14 protein-coding genes are annotated in these 18,139 nt (G+C 74.1%); 5 read left to right on the forward strand and 9 right to left on the reverse strand.

Annotated elements, in window-relative coordinates; genetic code table 11:
* Positions 1-295: 295 nt before the first annotated feature.
* Positions 296-1,426 (forward strand): type III polyketide synthase, encoded by a 1,131-nt coding sequence (locus ACFXGN_RS24650; RefSeq protein WP_384862972.1) that lies wholly within the window; start codon positions 296-298, stop codon positions 1,424-1,426.
* 267 nt (positions 1,427-1,693) lie between these two features.
* On the opposite strand, the gene ACFXGN_RS24655 is transcribed toward ACFXGN_RS24650, so the two are convergent.
* The 8 genes from ACFXGN_RS24655 to eccE all read right to left on the reverse strand — a co-directional run bounded on the left by ACFXGN_RS24655 (position 1,694) and on the right by eccE (position 13,692).
* On the reverse strand, positions 1,694-2,692 hold the full coding sequence (locus ACFXGN_RS24655) for an ABC transporter ATP-binding protein (protein ID WP_384862974.1): 999 nt from the start codon (positions 2,690-2,692) through the stop codon (positions 1,694-1,696).
* Positions 2,689-3,651 carry an ABC transporter ATP-binding protein gene (locus ACFXGN_RS24660; RefSeq protein WP_384862977.1) on the reverse strand — a complete coding sequence of 321 codons (963 nt, stop codon included), beginning with the start codon at positions 3,649-3,651 and terminating at the stop codon, positions 2,689-2,691. The genes ACFXGN_RS24655 and ACFXGN_RS24660 overlap by 4 nt, the downstream gene beginning before the upstream one ends.
* The gene (locus tag ACFXGN_RS24665) at positions 3,648-4,532 is read right to left on the reverse strand and encodes an ABC transporter permease (RefSeq protein WP_384862980.1); all 885 of its coding nucleotides are present in this window, start codon (positions 4,530-4,532) and stop codon (positions 3,648-3,650) included. The genes ACFXGN_RS24660 and ACFXGN_RS24665 overlap by 4 nt, the downstream gene beginning before the upstream one ends.
* A complete protein-coding gene (locus ACFXGN_RS24670) occupies positions 4,529-5,590 on the reverse strand; it encodes an ABC transporter permease (protein ID WP_384862982.1) in 1,062 nt (353 codons plus the stop codon). Before ACFXGN_RS24670 ends, ACFXGN_RS24665 begins: the two co-directional genes overlap by 4 nt.
* Before the next feature lie 3 nt (positions 5,591-5,593).
* Positions 5,594-7,447, reverse strand: coding sequence for an ABC transporter substrate-binding protein (locus tag ACFXGN_RS24675; protein WP_384863048.1), 1,854 nt, complete (start codon positions 7,445-7,447; stop codon positions 5,594-5,596).
* A gap of 190 nt (positions 7,448-7,637) precedes the next feature.
* On the reverse strand, positions 7,638-11,369 hold the full coding sequence (locus ACFXGN_RS24680; protein ID WP_384862984.1) for an SCO5717 family growth-regulating ATPase: 3,732 nt from the start codon (positions 11,367-11,369) through the stop codon (positions 7,638-7,640).
* Positions 11,370-11,587: 218 nt separating this feature from the next.
* Positions 11,588-12,388 (reverse strand): hypothetical protein, encoded by an 801-nt coding sequence (locus ACFXGN_RS24685; RefSeq protein ID WP_384862987.1) that lies wholly within the window; start codon positions 12,386-12,388, stop codon positions 11,588-11,590.
* Positions 12,388-13,692 (reverse strand): type VII secretion protein EccE, encoded by a 1,305-nt coding sequence (gene eccE / locus ACFXGN_RS24690; protein WP_384862990.1) that lies wholly within the window; start codon positions 13,690-13,692, stop codon positions 12,388-12,390. The genes ACFXGN_RS24685 and eccE overlap by 1 nt, the downstream gene beginning before the upstream one ends.
* 189 nt (positions 13,693-13,881) lie before the next feature.
* Between eccE and eccB the strand changes: the two genes are divergently transcribed.
* The 4 genes from eccB (at position 13,882) to ACFXGN_RS24710 (ending at position 17,640) form a co-directional block, all read left to right on the forward strand.
* Positions 13,882-15,432 carry a type VII secretion protein EccB gene (eccB, locus tag ACFXGN_RS24695; RefSeq protein WP_384862991.1) on the forward strand — a complete coding sequence of 517 codons (1,551 nt, stop codon included), beginning with the start codon at positions 13,882-13,884 and terminating at the stop codon, positions 15,430-15,432.
* A gap of 213 nt (positions 15,433-15,645) precedes the next feature.
* Positions 15,646-16,764, forward strand: a complete 1,119-nt coding sequence (mycP, locus tag ACFXGN_RS24700; protein ID WP_384863050.1) for a type VII secretion-associated serine protease mycosin — start codon at positions 15,646-15,648, stop codon at positions 16,762-16,764.
* A gap of 190 nt (positions 16,765-16,954) precedes the next feature.
* Positions 16,955-17,293 (forward strand): WXG100 family type VII secretion target, encoded by a 339-nt coding sequence (locus ACFXGN_RS24705; protein WP_351795789.1) that lies wholly within the window; start codon positions 16,955-16,957, stop codon positions 17,291-17,293.
* A gap of 53 nt (positions 17,294-17,346) precedes the next feature.
* A complete protein-coding gene (locus ACFXGN_RS24710) occupies positions 17,347-17,640 on the forward strand; it encodes a WXG100 family type VII secretion target (protein ID WP_384862994.1) in 294 nt (97 codons plus the stop codon).
* A 77-nt stretch (positions 17,641-17,717) separates the two neighbouring features.
* Here ACFXGN_RS24710 and ACFXGN_RS24715 read toward each other — a convergent pair whose 3' ends face one another.
* Positions 17,718-17,924 carry a DUF397 domain-containing protein gene (locus ACFXGN_RS24715; RefSeq protein ID WP_351795831.1) on the reverse strand — a complete coding sequence of 69 codons (207 nt, stop codon included), beginning with the start codon at positions 17,922-17,924 and terminating at the stop codon, positions 17,718-17,720.
* Positions 17,925-18,139 lie beyond the last annotated feature (215 nt).

The following is an 18,139-nucleotide window of genomic DNA, read 5'->3' on the forward strand; positions in this document are numbered from 1 at the left end:
TGCCCCCCGGCGCGCGCCAGGGGCTCCGCCGTCACTTCGGGGCGCGTTCGTACCGTCGTCACTTCGGGGGATGTTCCGGGCGGGGTTCGGGGGGTCGCGGGGGTCGCGGGGCGGCTGTTCCCGGCGTCGGCCGACCGCGACACGCCGGGCCTGGACAGCCCCCCGGACGGAGCATCGGACCCCCGTTCGACCCGTCACCCTCCGTAGGTGAACGGCCGTACGCGCGGTTGCGGGGTTGCGATCATCGGGCGAGTCTTGCGGATGTTGACGCGAACCGTACGAAGGAGCGAGCGTCGTGGTGACTTTGTGCAAGCCCGCAGTGTCCGTGCCCGAGCACGTGATCACGATGGAGGAAACCCTCGACCTCGCCCGCTCACACCATGAGGGCCACCCCCAGTTGGCCCTGGCGCTGCGGCTGATCGGCAACACCGGCGTCAACCGCCGTCACCTCGTGCAGCCCATCGAGGAGACCCTCAGGCACCCCGGCTTCGAGGAGCGCAACAAGCGGTACGAGACCGAGGCCAAGGCCCGGGTGCCCGCGGTCGTCCGGGAGGCCCTGGAGAACGCGTCCCTGCGCCCCGCCGACATCGACATGATCGTCTACGTGTCCTGCACGGGCTTCATGATGCCCTCGCTGACCGCCTGGATGATCAACACCATGGGCTTCCCCAGCCACACCCGGCAGGTCCCCATCGCCCAGCTCGGCTGCGCCGCGGGCGGCGCGGCGATCAACCGCGCGCACGACTTCTGCACCGCCTACCCCGACGCGAACGTCCTCATCGTGGCCTGCGAGTTCTGCTCGCTCTGCTACCAGCCGACCGACCTCGGCGTGGGATCGCTGCTCTCCAACGGCCTGTTCGGCGACGCGGTCGCCGCCGCCGTGGTGCGCGGCCGGGGCGGCACCGGCATCGCCCTGGAGCGCAACAGCGCCTATCTGGTGCCGGACACCGAGGACTGGATCGCCTACAGCGTCCGCGCCACCGGATTCCACTTCCTCCTCGACAAGCGGGTGCCCACCACCATGGAGCCGCTCGCCCCCGCCCTCCGCGAGATCGCGGGCGCCCACGGCTGGGACGCCGGGGACCTGGACTTCTACATCATCCACGCGGGCGGTCCGCGCATCCTCGACGATCTGAGCCGCTTCCTCGAAGTGCCCCCGGAGGCCTTCCGGTTCAGCCGCGCCACGCTCACCGAGTACGGCAACATCGCCAGCGCCGTCGTCCTGGACGCGGTCCGGCGGCTCTTCGAGGAGGGCGGGCAGGCCGAGGGCGCGCGGGGCATCCTCGCCGGGTTCGGGCCCGGCATCACCGCCGAGATGTGCCTCGGACGGTGGACGACCGCCCGGTCCTCTCCTGAGCCACAGCTCGGCACGCGCCGCATCGTGGGCTACTCGCCCCCGTTCCGCCCGGCCCGCACCTCCGCCTGACGGGCGCGACGGCGGGACGGGAGGGGAGAGCAGGCCGGACGGGCGGAACCGGAGGACCGGGCTGGACGGGCGATGCGGGCCGGACGGGCGGTGCGGGCCGGGTGGTGCGGTGCGGGCCGGGGCGCGTGTCGTCCCGGCCCGCCACCCCTTCCCGGCCCGCCGCCCTTGCCCGCCCGCCGTACCCGCCCCGCCGCCCGCCGTACCCGCCCCGCCGTCGTCCGCGCCGACAGCCCGCTCCGTCGGCCGTACTGTCGGCCCCCCGTCCCGTCAGTCCGTCTCCGGCGGCTCCGCCGTCGCCCAGTGGCAGGCCACCGCCCGGCTCCCGCCGCCGGTCAGGACCGGCAGGTCCTCGCCCCGGCAGCGGTCCTCCACCGCCGCCGCCCGGCCCGAGGCGAGGACCTGGCAGCGGGCGTGGAAACGGCACCCGGACGGCACCCGGGACGGGTCCGGCGCCTCCCCGCTCAGCACCACCGGGGCGCCGCCGGACTCCGGGAGCACCGAGAGCAGCGCCTGGGTGTACGGGTGCCGGGGCCGGGTCAGTACGGACTCCACCGGGCCGGACTCCACCACCCGGCCCAGGTACATCACCGCCACCCGGTCCGCGATGTTCCACGCGAGCCCCAGATCGTGGGTCACCACGAGGGCGGAGAGCCCGAGCTCGTCCCGCAGCCGCAGCAGCAGCGCGAGGATCTCGCCGCGCACCGACGCGTCGAGGGAGGCCACCGGCTCGTCGGCGACGAGGAGTTCGGGCCCCAGGACCAGGGCGCCCGCGATGACGACCCGCTGCCGCTGCCCGCCGGACAGCTCGTGCGGGTAGCGCAGGAAGAACCGCTCCGGCGGACGCAGCCCGGCCCGCGCGAGGGCCCCGGCGACCGCCTCCCGCTCGTCGCCCGGGTACCCGTGGACGCGCAGCCCCTCCGCCACCGCGTCGTACACGGTGTGCCGGGGGTTCAGCGAGCCGCTGGGGTCCTGGAGGACGAGCTGCGCCCGCTTGCGGTACGCCTTGAGGGCCGGGGCGGAGCGGCCGAGCGGCTGCCCGTCGAAGGAGACCGTCCCTGCGGTCGGCCGGACGAGCCCGAGCAGCGACCGGGCCAGGGTCGTCTTGCCGCAGCCCGACTCCCCGACGAGGGCCACGATCTCGCCCGCGCCGATGTCGAGGTCCACCCCGTCGACCGCGCGGGCGGGTGCCGCGCCGCGCCGTCCGGGGAAGACGACGCGCAGCCCGCGCGCCGAGAGCAGCGGGCGGTCGCCCGTGGCCGTGGTCATGCGGTGCTCCCCACGTGGACGCAGGCGGCCAGGTGCCCGGGGCCCGCCTCCCGCAGTTCCTGGTCGTCCCCGCAGGGGTCCACCGCCACCGGGCAGCGCGGGCGGAAGGCGCAGCCCGGCGGCAGGTCCGCCGGGTCCGGCGGGTCACCCGGCAGACCGCGCGGTGCCCGCCGGGAGGCGGGGTCCCCGACGCGCGGGAACGCCGAGGACAGCGCCCGCCCGTAGGGGTGCTCGGAGGCTTCGTACACCGCCCGCGCGGGTCCCTCCTCGACGACCCGGCCCGCGTACATCACGGCGAGCCGGTCGCAGGTGTCGGCGAGGACCGCCAGATCGTGGCTGATCATCAGGAGGCTGATGGACTGCTCCGCGACGAGCCCCTGGATCAGGCGCAGGATCTGCGCCTGGATCATCACGTCGAGCGCGGTCGTCGGCTCGTCGGCGACGATCAGCCGGGGGTCGCAGGCGAGGGCCATCGCGATCATCACCCGCTGCCGCTGTCCGCCGGAGAGCTCGTGCGGGTAGGCGGCGGCGCGGGCGGCGGGCAGCCCGACGTGTTCGAGGAGTTCGCCGCCGCGGCGGCGGGCCGCCGCCGGGGTGGCCCGGCCGTGCACGAGGAGCGGTTCGGCGATCTGGTCCCCGATCCGGTGCACCGCGTTCAGCGAGTGCATCGCGCCCTGGAAGACGATCGACGCGCCCGCCCAGCGGACCGCCCGCAGCCGCCCCCACGACATGGTGAGGACGTCGTCGCCGTCCAGGAGGACGCTCCCCGAGATCCGCGCCGAGGCCGGGAGGAGCCGTAGCAGCGCGAGCGCCAGGGTGGACTTGCCGCAGCCGGACTCGCCCGCGACCCCCAGTTTGCTGCTGCTCTCCAGGGTCAGGTCGACCCCGCGCACGGCGGGCACGGCGTCCGCGCCCGTCCCGTAGGTCACGCGCAGGTCCCGCACTTCCAGGAGGCTCATCGCCCCACCCCCAGCTTCGGGTTGAGCACGGACTCGACGGCCCGGCCGCACAGCGTGAACGCGAGCGCGACCAGGGCGATGGCGATGCCGGGCGGGGCCAGGTACCACCAGTGCCCCGAGGAGACCGCCCCCGCCTCGCGGGCGTCCTGGAGCATCCCGCCCCAGGAGACGACCGTCGGGTCGCCGAGCCCGAGGAAGGCGAGGGTGGCCTCGGTGAGGATGGCGGCGGAGATGCCGAGGGTGGTCTGGGCGAGCACCAGGGGCATCACGTTCGGCAGCACGTGCCGGGTCATGACGTGCCGGTGGCCGCCGCCCAGCGCGGTCGCCCGCTCGATGTACGGGCGGGACTCCACCGCGATCGTCTGCGCCCGGACGAGGCGGGCGGTGGTCGGCCAGGACGTCACGCCGATGGCCAGGACCACCGTCCACACCGACCGGGACATGACGGTGGCGAGGACGATCGCCAGGACCAGCGTCGGCATCACCAGGAACCAGTCGGTGATCCGCATGACGACCGTGGAGAACCAGCCGCCGTAGTGCCCGGCGACGATCCCCACCACGGTCCCGATGGCGACGGAGAGGGCCGCCGCGAGCAGCCCGACGAGCAGCGAGATCCGCGCCCCCCAGACCAGCAGGCCGAGCAGCGAGCGCCCGAACCGGTCGGTGCCGAGCGGGAACCGGGCGCTGGGCGGTTCCAGGGCGGTGCCGGTGGCCCCGGTCACCGACTGGACGTCGGCGCCGACCAGCAGGGGGGCGGCGAGCGCGAGCAGGGCGATCAGGGCCAGGGCGGCGAGCCCGTACAGCCCGGCGCGGTGGGCGCGGTAGCCGCGCCAGAAGCGGACGGCGGTCTCCCGGCGGCGCCGCCGGGTCAGCGAGGTCATCGGCCCACCCGGGGGTCGAGCAGCGGGAGGAGCAGGTCGGCGATCAGGTTCATCAGGATCATCGCTCCGGCGAAGACCACGAAGAGCCCCTGGACCAGCGGCAGGTCGGGCACGCTGAGGGCCTGGTAGAAGAGCCCGCCGAGCCCCGGCCAGGAGAACACCGTCTCCACCAGGATCGACCCGGCCGCCACATGGCCGAGGTTGATGAAGACCATGGTGACGGTCGGCAGCAGCGCGTTGGGCACGGCGTGCCTGCGGCGCACGTCGTCGTCGCGCAGCCCCTTGGCCCGCGCGGTCGTCAGATAGTCCCCGCCCATCTCGTCGAGGAGCGAGGACCGCATCACGAGGAGCGTCTGCGCGTAGCCGACCGCGACCAGGGTGACGACGGGCAGGACGAGGTGGTGGGCGACGTCGAGGACGTACGCGAAACCGGTCTCGCCGGTGCCCGACTCCATGCCGCCGGTGGGGAACAGCCCCGGGACCGGGCCCGCGCCGACGGAGAACACGATGATCAGGAGCAGTCCGAGCCAGAACGAGGGCACCGACCAGAGCGTCAGCGCGATCCCGGTGTTCAGCCGGTCGCCGAGCCTGCCGTGCCGCCAGGCCGAACGGGTGCCGAGCCAGAGCCCGAGCGCCGAGTACAGCACCACCGCGACCCCGGTGAGCAGCAGGGTCGCGGGCAGTCTCGCCGCGATCAGCTCCCCGACGGGGGCACGGAACTGGAAGGAGGTGCCGAGGTCACCGCCCAGCGCCTCGGCGCAGTAGTCGGCGAACTGCTGCCACAGCGGCAGATCCAGTCCGAACTGGCGCCTCAGTGTGGCGAGTTGCTCGGCCGAGGTGGGAACGCCGTGGGTCATCGCCCGGACCGGGTCGCCCGGGATGATCCGGAACAGGAAGAAGCTGGTGACGAGCACGGCGAAGAGGGAGACGAGCGCGCCGCCCAGCTTCCCCGCCGCGTGGCGGAGATAGCCGGTGGCCGCACCGGTGCGGGGGGCGCCGTCCGTGGCGCGGGCCTCCTCGGCCCGTGCCACGTCGGCGGGGGTGCTTGCCGTCGTCACCGGTCACTCGCGGTCGTCGGCGGAGGCGCGGCGGCGCAGCCTGAGGAGGACCACGGCGGCGGGCACGCCCACGACCAGGGCGATCCCGGTCCCGAGCACGGCCCCGGAGACGCCCCCCGAACCGGCGGAGCCGGACGCGGACGCGGCGGGCACGGCGGACCACCAGCTCCAGTAGCCGTCCTGCCCCCACAGGTTCCCGGCGGCCTCGGGCATGGTCGTGATGGAGGCGATCTGGTCCGTGCGGTACGCCTCCAGGGCGTTCGGGTAGGCCATGACGTTCATGTACCCCGTGTCGTACAGCCGGGACTGCATCCGCTTCACCAGATCCGCCCGCTCGGCGGTGTCGTACTCGGCCGACTGCCGCGCGTAGAGCCCGTCGAACTCCTTGTCGCAGATGAAGTTGTCGGTGGCGCCGGAGTCCTTCGGTGTCCTCGGGAGGGCGCCGCAGGTGTGGATGGACAGGACGTAGTCCGGGTCGGGATTGACCGACCAGCCGTCGAACGCGAGGTCGTAGTCGCCCTTGACCCAGGGGTCGGAGACGCTGTCCAGGCACTCGACCTCCAGGCCGATGCCCAGCTCGCCCCACCACTCCTGGAGGTACTTGCCGACCGCCTTGTCGTTCGGGTCGGTGGCGTGGCAGAGGATCCGGAAGTCCAGCGGCCGTCCGTCCTTGCCCACCCGTCTGCCGTCGGCGTTCTTCCGGTATCCGGCGGCGTCCAGGACCCGCGCCGCCGCGGCGGGGTCGTACGCCCGTCTCTGCGCGCCCCGCGGCTTCCAGAAGTACGAGGCGAAGCGGGGCGGGATGTAGCCCTCGCCCTCGACGGCGTGCCCCTGGAAGACCTTGTCGACGATCGCCGTCCGGTCGACCGCGAGGAACAGCGCCCTGCGGACCTCCGGGTCGAGCAGCGCCTTGTGTCCGTTGCCGAAGGTGCCGCCGTCCTGCGCCCGCGCGCCCGGATTGGTGGCGAGGGCGTAGAAGCGGCGGCCGGGGGCGTCGTTGACCTCGATGTCCTTCTGGGTGGCCAGTGCGGCGGCCTGGGCGGGCGTCAGGTTCGGGACGAACGACACCTCGCCCTTCTGGAGGGCGGCGACGGCCGCGTCCCCGTCCTTGTAGTACTTGAAGACCAGTTCGTCGAACTTGGGCGCGCCCCGCCAGAAGGTCTTGTTCGGCTTGAGCCTGAGGTACTGGTCGACCTTGAAGTCCGTGATGACGAAGGGTCCGTTGCCCACGATCGGGAAGCTCTGGTCGTTGTTGAACTTCGAGAAGTCGCCGACCTTCTCCCAGACGTGCTTGGGCACGATCGGCACGTCGAGCGCGGTCATCGTCGCCTGGGGCTTCTTCAGCCGGATGACGAGGGTGCGCGGGTCGGGGGCGGTGACCCGGGCGAAGTTGGCGGTGAAGCTGCCGTTGGCGGTGGCCGCGTCCGGGTCCGTCATCATCTTGGTGAAGGTCCAGGCCGCGTCCTCGGCGGTGGCCGGGCGGCCGTCGGACCACCGGGAGTCGTCGCGGATCGTGTACGTCCACGTCAGCTTGTCCGCCGAGGAGGTCCACGCGGTCGCCAGGCCCGGGACCGGGTGGGCGTCCTTCACGTCGTAGTTGGTGAGGTACTCGTAGGCCAGCCGCTGGACGCTGGTCGAGGTGAGCTTCTGCGCCAGGAACGGGCTCAGCGAGTCGATGCTCTGGGAGACGGCGACGGTGAGCGTGGTGCCGCCGGACCTGTCGTCCCCCGTCGCGGCACCGGCCGTGGCGCTGGGGGCGACGGCCCCGAGAGGGACGGCGGTGAGTCCGCAGGCGACCAGCAGACGGACGGCTCGGCGGGCGGTGGAGGAGGGGCGGGATGGAGCCTTCGTGACCATGACCATGTGACGTGACCTCGTGTCGGGGTGCTGTCCGGATCCTGGGCTGACGTGCGGTGGAGCGAAGATGTACCAGCGGTGGTCTGCCGTCGTCAACGACCCCTCAAACCCCTTGTGGGCTGCGGGAACGCCGAGAGGCCCCGTACCGGGGGACCGGTACGGGGCCTCAATGGTCTACTCCTGTGCCGCCTTACTGATGAGGGGCCGGCGGCGCCTGCGGCGGCCCCTGCGGGGTCCACCCGGGCGGTGCGACCTGCGCCTCGTCACCCTGGGTGTCGGACTGCGGGGGCAACGGCTGCGGGTACCCTCCGGGCGCGCCGGGCTGCCCCGGGGGCGTCCCGTAGGGCTGTCCGGGCGCGGGCTGGGCGCCGTACGGCTGCCCCGGTACGGGCTGACCGGGCTGACCGGGCTGTCCCGGCGGGAACTGCCCCGGCGGCGGCTGCTGCCCGGGGAAGGGCTGTCCGGGCGCCGCCCCGTACGGCTGTCCGGGCGCGGGCGGCCCGGCGTACGGCTGTCCCGGGAACGGCTGGCCCGGCTGTCCCGGCAGCGGGCCGGGGGGCTGGGGCGGATACGGCTGTCCGGGCGCGGGCTGTCCGGGGAAGGGCTGGCCGGGGAAGGGCTGACCGGGCGGGGGCTGGGCTCCGTAGGGCTGACCGGGGGCGGGCTGTCCGCCGTATGGCTGTCCCGGTACGGGCTGTCCCGGTACGGGCTGTCCGGGTACGGGCTGTCCGGGCTGTCCCGGCGGGAACTGCCCCGGGGCCGCCTGCTGTCCGGGGAAGGGCTGGCCCGGGGGCGTCCCGTACGGCTGACCGGGCGCGGGCTGGGCGCCGTACGGGGCACCCTGCGGCGGGGGTCCGCCGTACGGCTGGCCCGGGACCGGCTGGCCCGGCATCGGCGGGGCCATGTGCGGGGGCATCGCGCCCTGGCCGTCGCCCGTCCACAGTCCCTGCGCCTGCTGCGCGCGGACGAAGTCCTCGGCCACCATCGCCGACAGGTGGAAGTACGCCTCCCGGGTCTTCGGCCGCATCATGTCGAGGTCCACCTCGGCACCGGCCGACAGGTGCTCGTCGAAGGGCACCACCACGACGCCCCGGCAACGGGTCTCGAAGTGCTGCACGATGTCCTCGACCTTGATCATCTTTCCGGTCTCGCGGACCCCGGAGATGACCGTGATCGAGCGCTGCACCAGGTTCGCGTACCCGTGCGCGGAGAGCCAGTCCAGGGTCGTCGAGGCGCTGGAGGCCCCGTCCACCGAGGGCGTCGAGATGATGATCAGCTGATCGGCGAGGTCGAGCACCCCGCGCATCGCGCTGTACAGCAGACCCGTGCCCGAGTCCGTGAGGATGATCGGGTACTGCTTGCCCAGGACGTCTATCGCCCGCCGGTAGTCCTCGTCGTTGAAGGTCGTCGAGACGGCCGGGTCCACGTCGTTGGCGAGGATCTCCAGACCGGACGGCGCCTGCGAGGTGAACCGGCGGATGTCCATGTACGAGTGGAGGTACGGGATCGCCTGCACCAGGTCGCGGATGGTCGCCCCGGTCTCGCGCCGCACCCGGCGGCCCAGCGTGCCCGCGTCCGGGTTGGCGTCGATCGCGAGGATCTTGTCCTGCCGCTCGGTCGCCAGGGTCGCGCCCAGCGCCGTGGTCGTCGTGGTCTTGCCGACACCGCCCTTGAGCGAGATGACCGCGATCCGGTAGCAGGAGAGGACCGGGGTACGGATCAGCTCCAGCTTGCGCTGCCGCTCCGCCTCCTCCTTCCTGCCGCCGAGCTTGAAGCGCGCGGAGCCGCCGGGCGTCCGGCTCGACCGGGGCTTCTGCTTGTTGTTCCGCAGCAGCCGGTCGGAGGAGAGCTCCACCGCCGCGTTGTACCCGAGCGGGGCGCCCGGCACGGACCGCTCCCGCTGGTCGTGCGTCACGGGCGAGGGCCAGGCGGCCCCGGTCCTGGGGTCGACGGGCGGCTGCGCCTCCTGCGGCGGCGCGGCGGCGGGGTGCGGATAGCCGTACCCGCCCTGCGCCTGCGGCGGCACACCACCGGGCTGCTGCGGGTACCCGTACCCGTCGGGCCGCGGCGGGGTCCCGGGGTGGGGGAAGCCGTACCCGCCCTGGGGCGCGGGAGGCTGCGGGGCCTGGGGAGGCTGCGGGGCCACGGGAGCCTGCGGGGCCTGGGGCGGCTGGGGGTAGCCGTAGGCGTCCGGCGCCTGCGGATAGCCGTACGTCCCCGGGGGCTGGGGCTGTGCCCGCGGCGGTACGGGCCCTGCCGCGGCGGGCGGCAGCGGTACGGCCGGGGGCACCGGCTGGACCCCGGGCGCGGGCTGCGCGGGCCACTGCGGTGCGGGGCCGGGCGCGGCGGGCTGGAAGGCGGGCGGCAGCGGCGGCAGCCCCGGTCCGGCACCCGGTCCGGCGGGGGCGAACGGGGGCTGTGGGGCGCCGGGGAACGGTCCGGGCGCGGGCGGCTGCGGGACGTCGGCGCTCGGGAAGGGCGCGGGAGGTGCCATCGGGGCGGCGGGACCGGTGGTCCCACTGGTCCCGGCGGGGTCGGTCGTCCCGGCCGGGTGGGCCTGGTCGGCCGGGGGAACGGCATCGGCGACCGGCACCGCGTCCGGCACGGCGGCGGTCGCGGCGGCGGGAGGGGCGTCCGCCGGGGTGTCGGCGGACGGCTGCGGCAGGGCGTCCCTTACGTCCTCCGGCACCGCGTCGGGCGCGGGGGCGGCGGCGGTGTCCGGCGCGGGGACGAGCGCGGGGGCGTCGGTGCTCTCGACGGCCTCGGCGCCCCCGGCGGCCTCGGCGGTATCCGTGGCGGTGCCGGAGCGGTCGGCGTGCTCCGTGGAGTCGGCCGCCGGGTCGGCGTTCCGGTCGTCCGCCGTCGTTCCGGTCGCCACCGGGGCGCCCGTGGTGTGCGGCTCCCCGGTGGTGCCGGACTCCCCGGTGGTCACGGGCGCGGAGCGGTCGGTGTCGTGCTCCCCGCTCCGTCCGGCGGGGGCGGACGCGGGGGAGGCCGCTACGTCCTCGGTGGCCTCGGGGACCGCCGTACCGGCGGAGGCACTGGGCGCGCGGTCCGTGGCCTCACGCTGGATCGAGACGGGGGAGAAGCGCATGGTCGCGCCGCTCTCGATGTCCCCGCCGCCGAACGGCACGGACGCCCCCGGCAGCGGCGTGGGCGGCGGGAAGGCCATGGGCGCGGGCGCACCGGTCGCACCAGCCGCACCAGTCGCGCCGGGCGTCCCGGGCGCGCCCGGCGTGGGCACCCCTGCGGACGGCGTCGGCGGGGTCGCGGGAATCCCGGGGGTGCCGGGGGCCGGGGGAGTGCCGGGGGCACCCGGCATGGAGGACGCGCCCGGCACTGCGGGAGCGCCCGACAACGCAGGCGCACCCGACACCACAGGCGCACCCGGTGCACCAGAAGTCACCGGCGCACCAGGGAAATCAGGAGTCACAGGAACAGGCGCCTGGGCACCAGAAGCCATCGGATCACCAGGAATCCCAGGAGCCGCAGGAGTCACAGGAGCCCCATGACCACCAGAAACCCCCGGCACCACAGGAGGAACAGCAGGCGCAGACCCACCCGGAGTACCGAAAGGCACCGGCGCTCCCGGGCCGGGCGTCCCGCCCGGCTGCGGGGCCACCGGCGGCAGTCCCTGCCCCGCACCGGCCGGAGGGGCCGGGGGCGCCACCGGGCCCGTGCTCCAGCCCGGCTCGAAGCCGCTGCCCGCCGGGAGGCCCGGCACCGGCACGGGCGTCCCGTGCGGCGGCGGGGGAGTGGCGCCGCCGCCCGCCCCCGTACCGCCCGACGCGTTCTGCGTGTACCAGGCGGGCGGGGTGTAGTCGATGGTGAACTCACCCGTCATCTCGACGGAATCCGCGTCGGACTGATCGTCGGCGGGCGGATTCCAACCCCCGTGGATCTCGTCGCGATCGCCGTTCACTTTGCCTCCTGGAGTGGTCGAGCACCCTTGTGCCGTGGTGGGCCGGGCCCTTCCACCCTAATCGGCGCGGGCAACCCCGGGCAGGCCCGCCGAGCCCTCCGCGCGGCCCGCCCGGGAGCACGGCCGGACCCCCAAGTGGCCTGTCCGCGCGGCAAGGTGAGGAGGCCGCCCGTTCAAAACAATTCAAAAGGGGACGTACGCGGTCGACTTGGTCGCGCTCAGTCCATCCGGCGCGCGGCGCCCAGCAGTCCGGTCTCGGCGTCCGTCGCCCGCGTCATCACGAACTGGCGGTCGTCCGGAGTGCACCAGAGGGTCACCCCGTCCGCGAGCGTGGACAGGGCGTCCCGCTCGTGGTCCGGTAGACCCATCACCCGGCCGATCTGGACGGCCTCGTCGGGCGACACCCGCTGGACGCCGACCAGCGACGACTTCTCCAGGAGCCGGGGCGCGACCGGGCTCAGATAGGGGAGCAGCGTCACCACCGACTGCCAGGGCGCCGAGACGACCCGGCCGCGCGGCGGACGCATACCGCAGTCGCGGACCACGACCACCGGGCTGCCCGCCGACGCGCCCTGCGGCGGCACCCGCCCCACGTCGTGCAGCGTGACGCACGGCTGTCCGCCGCCCGCGGCCCGCGCCAGCGCGGTCCAGGACTGCGCCCGGCCCGTCTCGACGGCCACCCGGGCACCGGTCGCCGCCGCCCGCAGCGCCATCACCTGCGCGGTCCACAGCCCGCCGATGAGGGTGACGTCGTACGGGACGGGCCGGTTGATGCCGAGCACGGCGGGCCGGTTCTCGGCGTCGACGCCGATGACCATGCCGTCGTCGCCGACCGGCAGGGCCAGCGCGTCGAGCTGGTCGAGCGGGACGGAGTGCCGGTCGCGGCGCGGCCCGACGAGCCCGAAGCCGAACCGGGGCCGGGCGCCCCGCCCCGGGCGCCGGGAACCGGACCCCCGGCCGGTGGACCCACCGGTCGTGGCAGGGCCGTCCGGGGAACCGTAGGGGGAAGGCACGGACATCAGCGGGCACCTCCCAGCGGAAGCGTCGCCAGCATCCCCGGCACCTGTTCGCGGTCCAGCCGCACGAGCCCCGTCCTCACCCCGCGCGCCGCGCGCTCCAGTTCGTGCCGGGCGGTCACCAGCTCCTCGTCGCTGCGCCCGGTGATCCGTACGTGCCCGGTCACCGTGACCTCCTGCCGGTCGCCGCCGCTCAGCGTCAGACTGAACGTCGTCGCGAGCGCGGGCAGCGAGGTCAGCAGGGCCACCAACTGCGGCATCGACGCCCCCGCGCCACCGCCCCGGCCGCCCAACTGCGGCCAGCGCCCCACCCAGTACGTCGTGTGCCGCCGGTCGTCCACCCGCCAGGTGCGGGCCGTCTCCTGCGTCCGCCGGGTCCGGGTCCGGCCCCGTCCCGCCTGCGCTATCGCCATCGGGCTCGCACAGGTCGAGGTGGCGAGCGCCGAGGTCAGCTCCTGCTCGGTCAGCACGCTCGCGGTGAACCCGGCCCCCGCCAGACGGCTCGCCAACTGGTCCGCCGCGCGCACCACGCACTTCTGCGCACCCGTCAGACCGCCGCCGCGCGCGGCCACCGCCTCCGGGCACAGCTCGGGGTCGAGCTTGAGCGCGATCCAGGTGATCCGGACCGCGGGCGATCCCGTCTGCGCCTGGAGCGGCGCGTAGTTGCGGGCGGCCATCGACTGCTCGGGCAGGTGCGGGGCGGGCGCGGGCTGGGTGTGCTGCACGATCTGCGCCGACTCCAGCCGTACGCCGTCCACGCTCAGCACGTCACGGACCAGCCCCACGGGCAGCGGCCGGGCCGCCCGGTCGGGGCGCAGCGCGGTGCCGTCCGACTCGACCCGCAGCACGGCGGTGAGGAAGGTGCCGTCGCCGACCATGCCGACCGGCCGCCGGTCACGGTCGCCGTACGCGTAGGTCCGCAGCGCCGGATCGCACTCCACGACCGGCGCGAACCCCGGCTCCGTGCCCTCCGGCACGGTGAAGGAGGCGGCCCGGCGGCCCCGGGCCCGCAGCGTCAGGAAGGTTCCCAGCCACTCGGGCAGGGAGCGCCGGTGGCGGCGGACGACCGCCAGCAGGACGAGCACGACGGCGACCACGCCCGCGGGCACCAGGAGCACCGGCTCGACGACCCAGGCGACGAGCAGCAGGGCCGCCGCCACCTCTATCAGTACGAGCTGTTGCAATCGGAACGAACCGAAGTGTCCGGGACGGGCCTGGAGCCTCGGTGACACCGAGGAGGCGGGTCCCGTGGACGGGGGTGCGGAGGCGGTGGCCGCGGCGGGCCGCGTCCGCGTCGCGGAAACCATGATGGAGAATCCCCCTCAATTCATCCCGATCACCCTGGCCCGCCAGCGCTTTGGGGGCCGGATCACCCTACCCGCCCCCCGCGCCCCGGGGGACAGCAGGCATAGTAGGGGGCCGGTCCGGCGGCCGGGGTCCGGGTGTCATCTCCACGGGCCCCGCGCGAAGATCGCGCGTGACGAGAATGGGGACTCATGACATCGCGGCGGGACGAACTCAACGCGTACACCTTTGCGAAGAAGCGCACGGTGGCGGCTTTCCTCCAGCCCTCGCCCTCCGGCACGGAGGAGGGGGCGCCGAAGCCGCTGCGCGCGATCCTCCCCGGACTGATCGTCGCCGCGCTGATCGTCGCCGGGTTCGGCGCCTTCGGCATGTTCAAGCCGCAGGCTCCCAAGGGCTGGGACACCCCCGGCACCCGGGTCGTCGTCGGCAAGCAGTCGACCACCCGGTACGTGGTCCTGCGGACCGGTGAGGGCGAGGCCGCCAAGACCCTGCTGCACCCGGTCCTCAACCTCGCCTCCGCCCGGCTCCTCCTGGACCCGGACCAGTTCCAGGTCGTGCAGGTCGCCGACAAGACCCTCGACAAGGGCGAGCCGCCGCGCGGCCCGATCCTCGGCATCCCCTACGCCCCCGACCGGCTGCCCAGCGCCGAGGAGGCGGGCAAGGCCAAGCGGTGGGCGGTCTGCGAGCAGCCCGGCGGAGGCGCGGGCGCCAGCGTCCAGAAGGCCGCCTTCCTCTTCGCCGAGCGGGACCTGAAGCGCACCGAGGGCGACGGACGGCTCAAGGACGGACAGATCCTGTACGTCAAGGGGCAGAAGGACGCCGCCCGGTTCCTCGTGGACCACACCGGCACCAAGTACCCGGTGAAGGCCGGGTCCCCCGGTCTGCTCACCGCCCTCGTCGGCCTCGGCAAGGAGCCGCAGCCCGTCACCGACGACTGGCTGGCCACCCTGAAGACCGGTGACGAGGTGGATTTCCCCCGGATCGACGGCCGCGTCGGCGACCCCGCGGGCGTCCCCGGCGGCGCTCTCGACGAGACCGAGAACCGGATCGGCATGGTCCTGCTCGCCGAGACCGGTTCCGGACCCCAGCACTACGTCGTCCTCGCGGGCAGGGTCCAGCCGGTCAGCCCCTTCACCGCCTGGCTCGTCATCAGCTCGCCGCAGACCGGCGTCCTCGACATGGACGGCAGGCCCATCCCCGTCGACGCCTCCTCCGTCGACCCCGACCCCACTCCCTTCCACGCCCAGGTCCGCTGGCCCCGGCTGAAGTCCGCCCAGGTCAACGCCACCACCGGGGCGGGCGCCCGGGACACCGTCTGCAGCGTCCTCACCGGCGTCGACGACAAGGGCGGCGCGACCCTCACCACCTGGGCCGGGACCGAGTACCCCGCCGACATCGCCACCGGCGGCACCAGCACGTACGTCACCCCGGGCACCGGCCTCCTCTACACCCAGGTCCAGGGCGCCGGACGGCAGGCCCCCGACGGCTCGCTGTTCCTCGTCACCGACACCGGACTGCGGTACGCGGTCCAGGCCAACGGCGACAGCGACTCCGCCCGCTCCGACATCGGCACCGGGGACAAGGAGAAGCCGACCGACGGACGCCCGGAACCCAGCGACGCCCAGAAGCGTCTGGGGTACGGGAAGGTCACGCCGGCCCTCGTCCCGATCGCCTGGTCGGAGTTCCTGTCGAAGGGTCCACGGCTCGACACCAACAGCGCGCGTCAGCCGCAGGGTTCCTAGGGGGTGGCACCGGTGACGACGAACCGCACGACGGCCGCCCTGCTCGCCGCCGCGCTCACCGGCCTCCTCGCGGCCCCGGCGGCGGCCGTGACCGCCCCGCCGACGACCGGAGCGACCGGCACGCCCGGTGCGACCGGAGCAGGTTCCGCGCCGGGGTCCGCGTCCGGGCCCGGCGGCTGGGCGCTCGACGGCGGCGGCGAATGCACCTTCCCGATGAAGAAGCAGATCGAGGGCACCCCCTGGCCCCTCCAGCGGGTGCTCCTCGACGCGCTGTGGCAGGACACCCGGGGCAAGGGCGTCCGGGTCGCCGTCATCGACACCGGCGTCGACGACGTCAACCCCCAGCTGCGGACCGCCGTCGACGCCAAGGCGGGCAAGGACTACCTGAAGCCCGACAAGAAGAACCCCGGCTTCGGCGACGAGAAGCGCGGCAGGACGGACGGCACCGTCGACGACGTCGGCCACGGCACCAAGGTCGCGGGCATCATCGCCGCCCGCCCTCGCACGGGCACCGGCTTCGTCGGCATCGCCCCCGAGGCGACGATCATCCCCATCCGGCAGAACGACGAGAAGAACAGCGGCAAGTCCGACACGATGGCCCAGGCCATCGCCTGGGCCGTCCGGCAGAAGGCCGACGTCATCAACATCTCCCAGGACACCACCCAGCCGCTGCGCCCGGACTCGGCCATGGGCAGGGCCGTCGCCGCCGCGATCGGGGCGGGCGTCGTCGTCGTCGCCTCCGCGGGCAACGACGGGATGAGCGGCGCCCGGAAGAACACCTACCCGGCCGCCTTCCCCGGCGTCCTCGCCGTCGCCTCCTCCGACCGCAACAACGAACGCGCCGCGTTCTCCCAGCCCGGCGACTTCGTGGGCGTCGCCGCACCGGGCGTCGACATCGTGTCCACCGTCCCCGGCGGCGGTCAGTGCGTCGACAACGGCACCAGCTTCTCCGCCCCCTACGTCGCCGGGGTCGCCGCACTGCTGCGCGCCAAGCATCCCGACTGGTCCGTCGCCCAGATCGTCACCCGCATCGAGCAGACCGCCGTCCGCTCGGTCAACGGACGGGACCCCTACGTCGGCTGGGGAGTCGTCGACCCGGTACGGGCCCTCGCCGACACACCCGGCACACCCCCCTCCTCACCCACGCCCGACCCCGGACCGCCCCGGCCCCCCGCCCCCGAACCGGCCGCGCTCGCACGGTCGGAGACCCCGCAGGAACGCTCCGAACGCCTCGCCACGTACACCCTGGGGATCGGCGCGGTCCTGGTGGCGGTGGTCGCCGGAACAGCCGTCGTGATCCGCGACAGCCGCCGTGGAAAGGGGGCCCGTTGACCCGTGCGCGAGCCAAGTGTCCGGTCCCTCCTTTGCAGTTGGAACTGCCGCCGCCAATGGCTACAGTGACCGCGGGACGCACGGCAGTGCGAGCCCGACACGGGGGCGGCATCAGAAGATTCCCGTCCGCATCACGACCGGAAGGCCCGACGGCCCGGCCGTCGACGCCACCGAAGGAAGAAGGGGCAAGATGTCGAAAGACCTGAACGTCACCAGTGCCGAACAAGTCAAGCTCGCCGGCCGGATCCAGGACTTCCACGACGAGCTCCAGGCCCGTGTCACCTCCCTCAACGGCGTGGTGGACCGTATCCAGGCGGGCTGGCAGGGCGCCGCGAGCAAGGAGTACGACCGGGTCCAGAACGACCTGAACCAGCGGCTGCGCACCATGCGCGTCGAGCTCGTGAAGCTCGAGGAGATCATGCGCATGAGCGCCGACGGGTTCACCCAGGAGGAAGAGGAGCGCGTGCGGACCTTCCGCACCATGGACAACACCTCCGCGGGCCAGAGCGCCATCCTCGGCATGGCCTGAGCCGTCCGGTCCGACCAGTCCTCCGCGCCACTCTCACCCCAGGAGTCATCACCATGACGACCGCGGTCAATTACGACACCGTGACCCAGGCGGCGGCCGACGTCCGCCTCACCTCCAGCACCCTCTCCCAGAAGCTCGAAGACCTCATGACCGAGGTCAACCGCGTCGCCTCCACCTGGGAGGGCGAGACGAAGATCGCGTACCGGGAGATCCAGGACCGCCTGACCCGTGACATGGGCGGCATGAACCAGGACCTGGCCAGCATCGCCCGGCTCCTCGACGACTCCGTCATCGGCTACCGGGACACCGACAAGGGCAACGCAGCCCGGTTCCGCATGATGATGTGAGCACCGCCGTCCTCCCGACGGAGACACGCGAGGGGGTGGCCCGCAGGACGGGCCACCCCCTCACGCGTGCCACGGTCTCACCGCAGGTCGAACTCGCCGTCCCGGGCGCCCAGGACGAACGCGTCCCACTCCGCCTTCGTGTAGCGCAGCACCGTGTCCTTGTCGAGCGACGAACGCATCGCCACCGCGCCCTCGGGCAGCCGCGCGATCTCCACCCGCTCCTCGTCCGGGCTGGTCCCCGGGGCGCCCTCCCACTCCGCGCCCGAGATGTCGAGCGCGTACAACTCGTCCTTCTGCCGCTGCTTCTCGGCCGCCCTCGCGGCCTCCTCGGCACTCCCCGCAGAACCGCCGACGGTCCCCTCGGCACTGCCCGTGCTGTTGTCTGCCTCGCTCATCGGCGCGTTCCCTTCGCGGTGGTACGGCGGTCCCTCCCACACTAGTGGGACCGCCCCGCCCGAGCGGCGGGAAATCCCCCGCCCGCCCCCGCCCGCCCCCGTCC

The organism is Streptomyces sp. NPDC059247 (assembly GCF_042754005.1).
Classification (GTDB): Bacteria; Actinomycetota; Actinomycetes; order Streptomycetales; family Streptomycetaceae; genus Streptomyces.

What these genes read in the sequence shown, in the direction of transcription:
- ACFXGN_RS24655 (WP_384862974.1), bottom strand. Translation starts at nt 2,692, where the DNA reads ATGACCACGGCCACGGGCGACCGCCCGCTGCTCTCGGCGCGCGGGCTG.
- ACFXGN_RS24660 (WP_384862977.1), bottom strand. Translation starts at nt 3,651, where the DNA reads ATGAGCCTCCTGGAAGTGCGGGACCTGCGCGTGACCTACGGGACGGGC.
- ACFXGN_RS24665 (WP_384862980.1), bottom strand. Translation starts at nt 4,532, where the DNA reads ATGACCTCGCTGACCCGGCGGCGCCGCCGGGAGACCGCCGTCCGCTTC.
- ACFXGN_RS24675 (WP_384863048.1), bottom strand. Translation starts at nt 7,447, where the DNA reads ATGGTCACGAAGGCTCCATCCCGCCCCTCCTCCACCGCCCGCCGAGCC.
- ACFXGN_RS24685 (WP_384862987.1), bottom strand. Translation starts at nt 12,388, where the DNA reads ATGTCCGTGCCTTCCCCCTACGGTTCCCCGGACGGCCCTGCCACGACC.
- eccE (WP_384862990.1), bottom strand. Translation starts at nt 13,692, where the DNA reads ATGGTTTCCGCGACGCGGACGCGGCCCGCCGCGGCCACCGCCTCCGCA.
- eccB (WP_384862991.1), top strand. Translation starts at nt 13,882, where the DNA reads ATGACATCGCGGCGGGACGAACTCAACGCGTACACCTTTGCGAAGAAG.
- mycP (WP_384863050.1), top strand. Translation starts at nt 15,646, where the DNA reads ATGAAGAAGCAGATCGAGGGCACCCCCTGGCCCCTCCAGCGGGTGCTC.
- ACFXGN_RS24705 (WP_351795789.1), top strand. Translation starts at nt 16,955, where the DNA reads ATGTCGAAAGACCTGAACGTCACCAGTGCCGAACAAGTCAAGCTCGCC.
- ACFXGN_RS24710 (WP_384862994.1), top strand. Translation starts at nt 17,347, where the DNA reads ATGACGACCGCGGTCAATTACGACACCGTGACCCAGGCGGCGGCCGAC.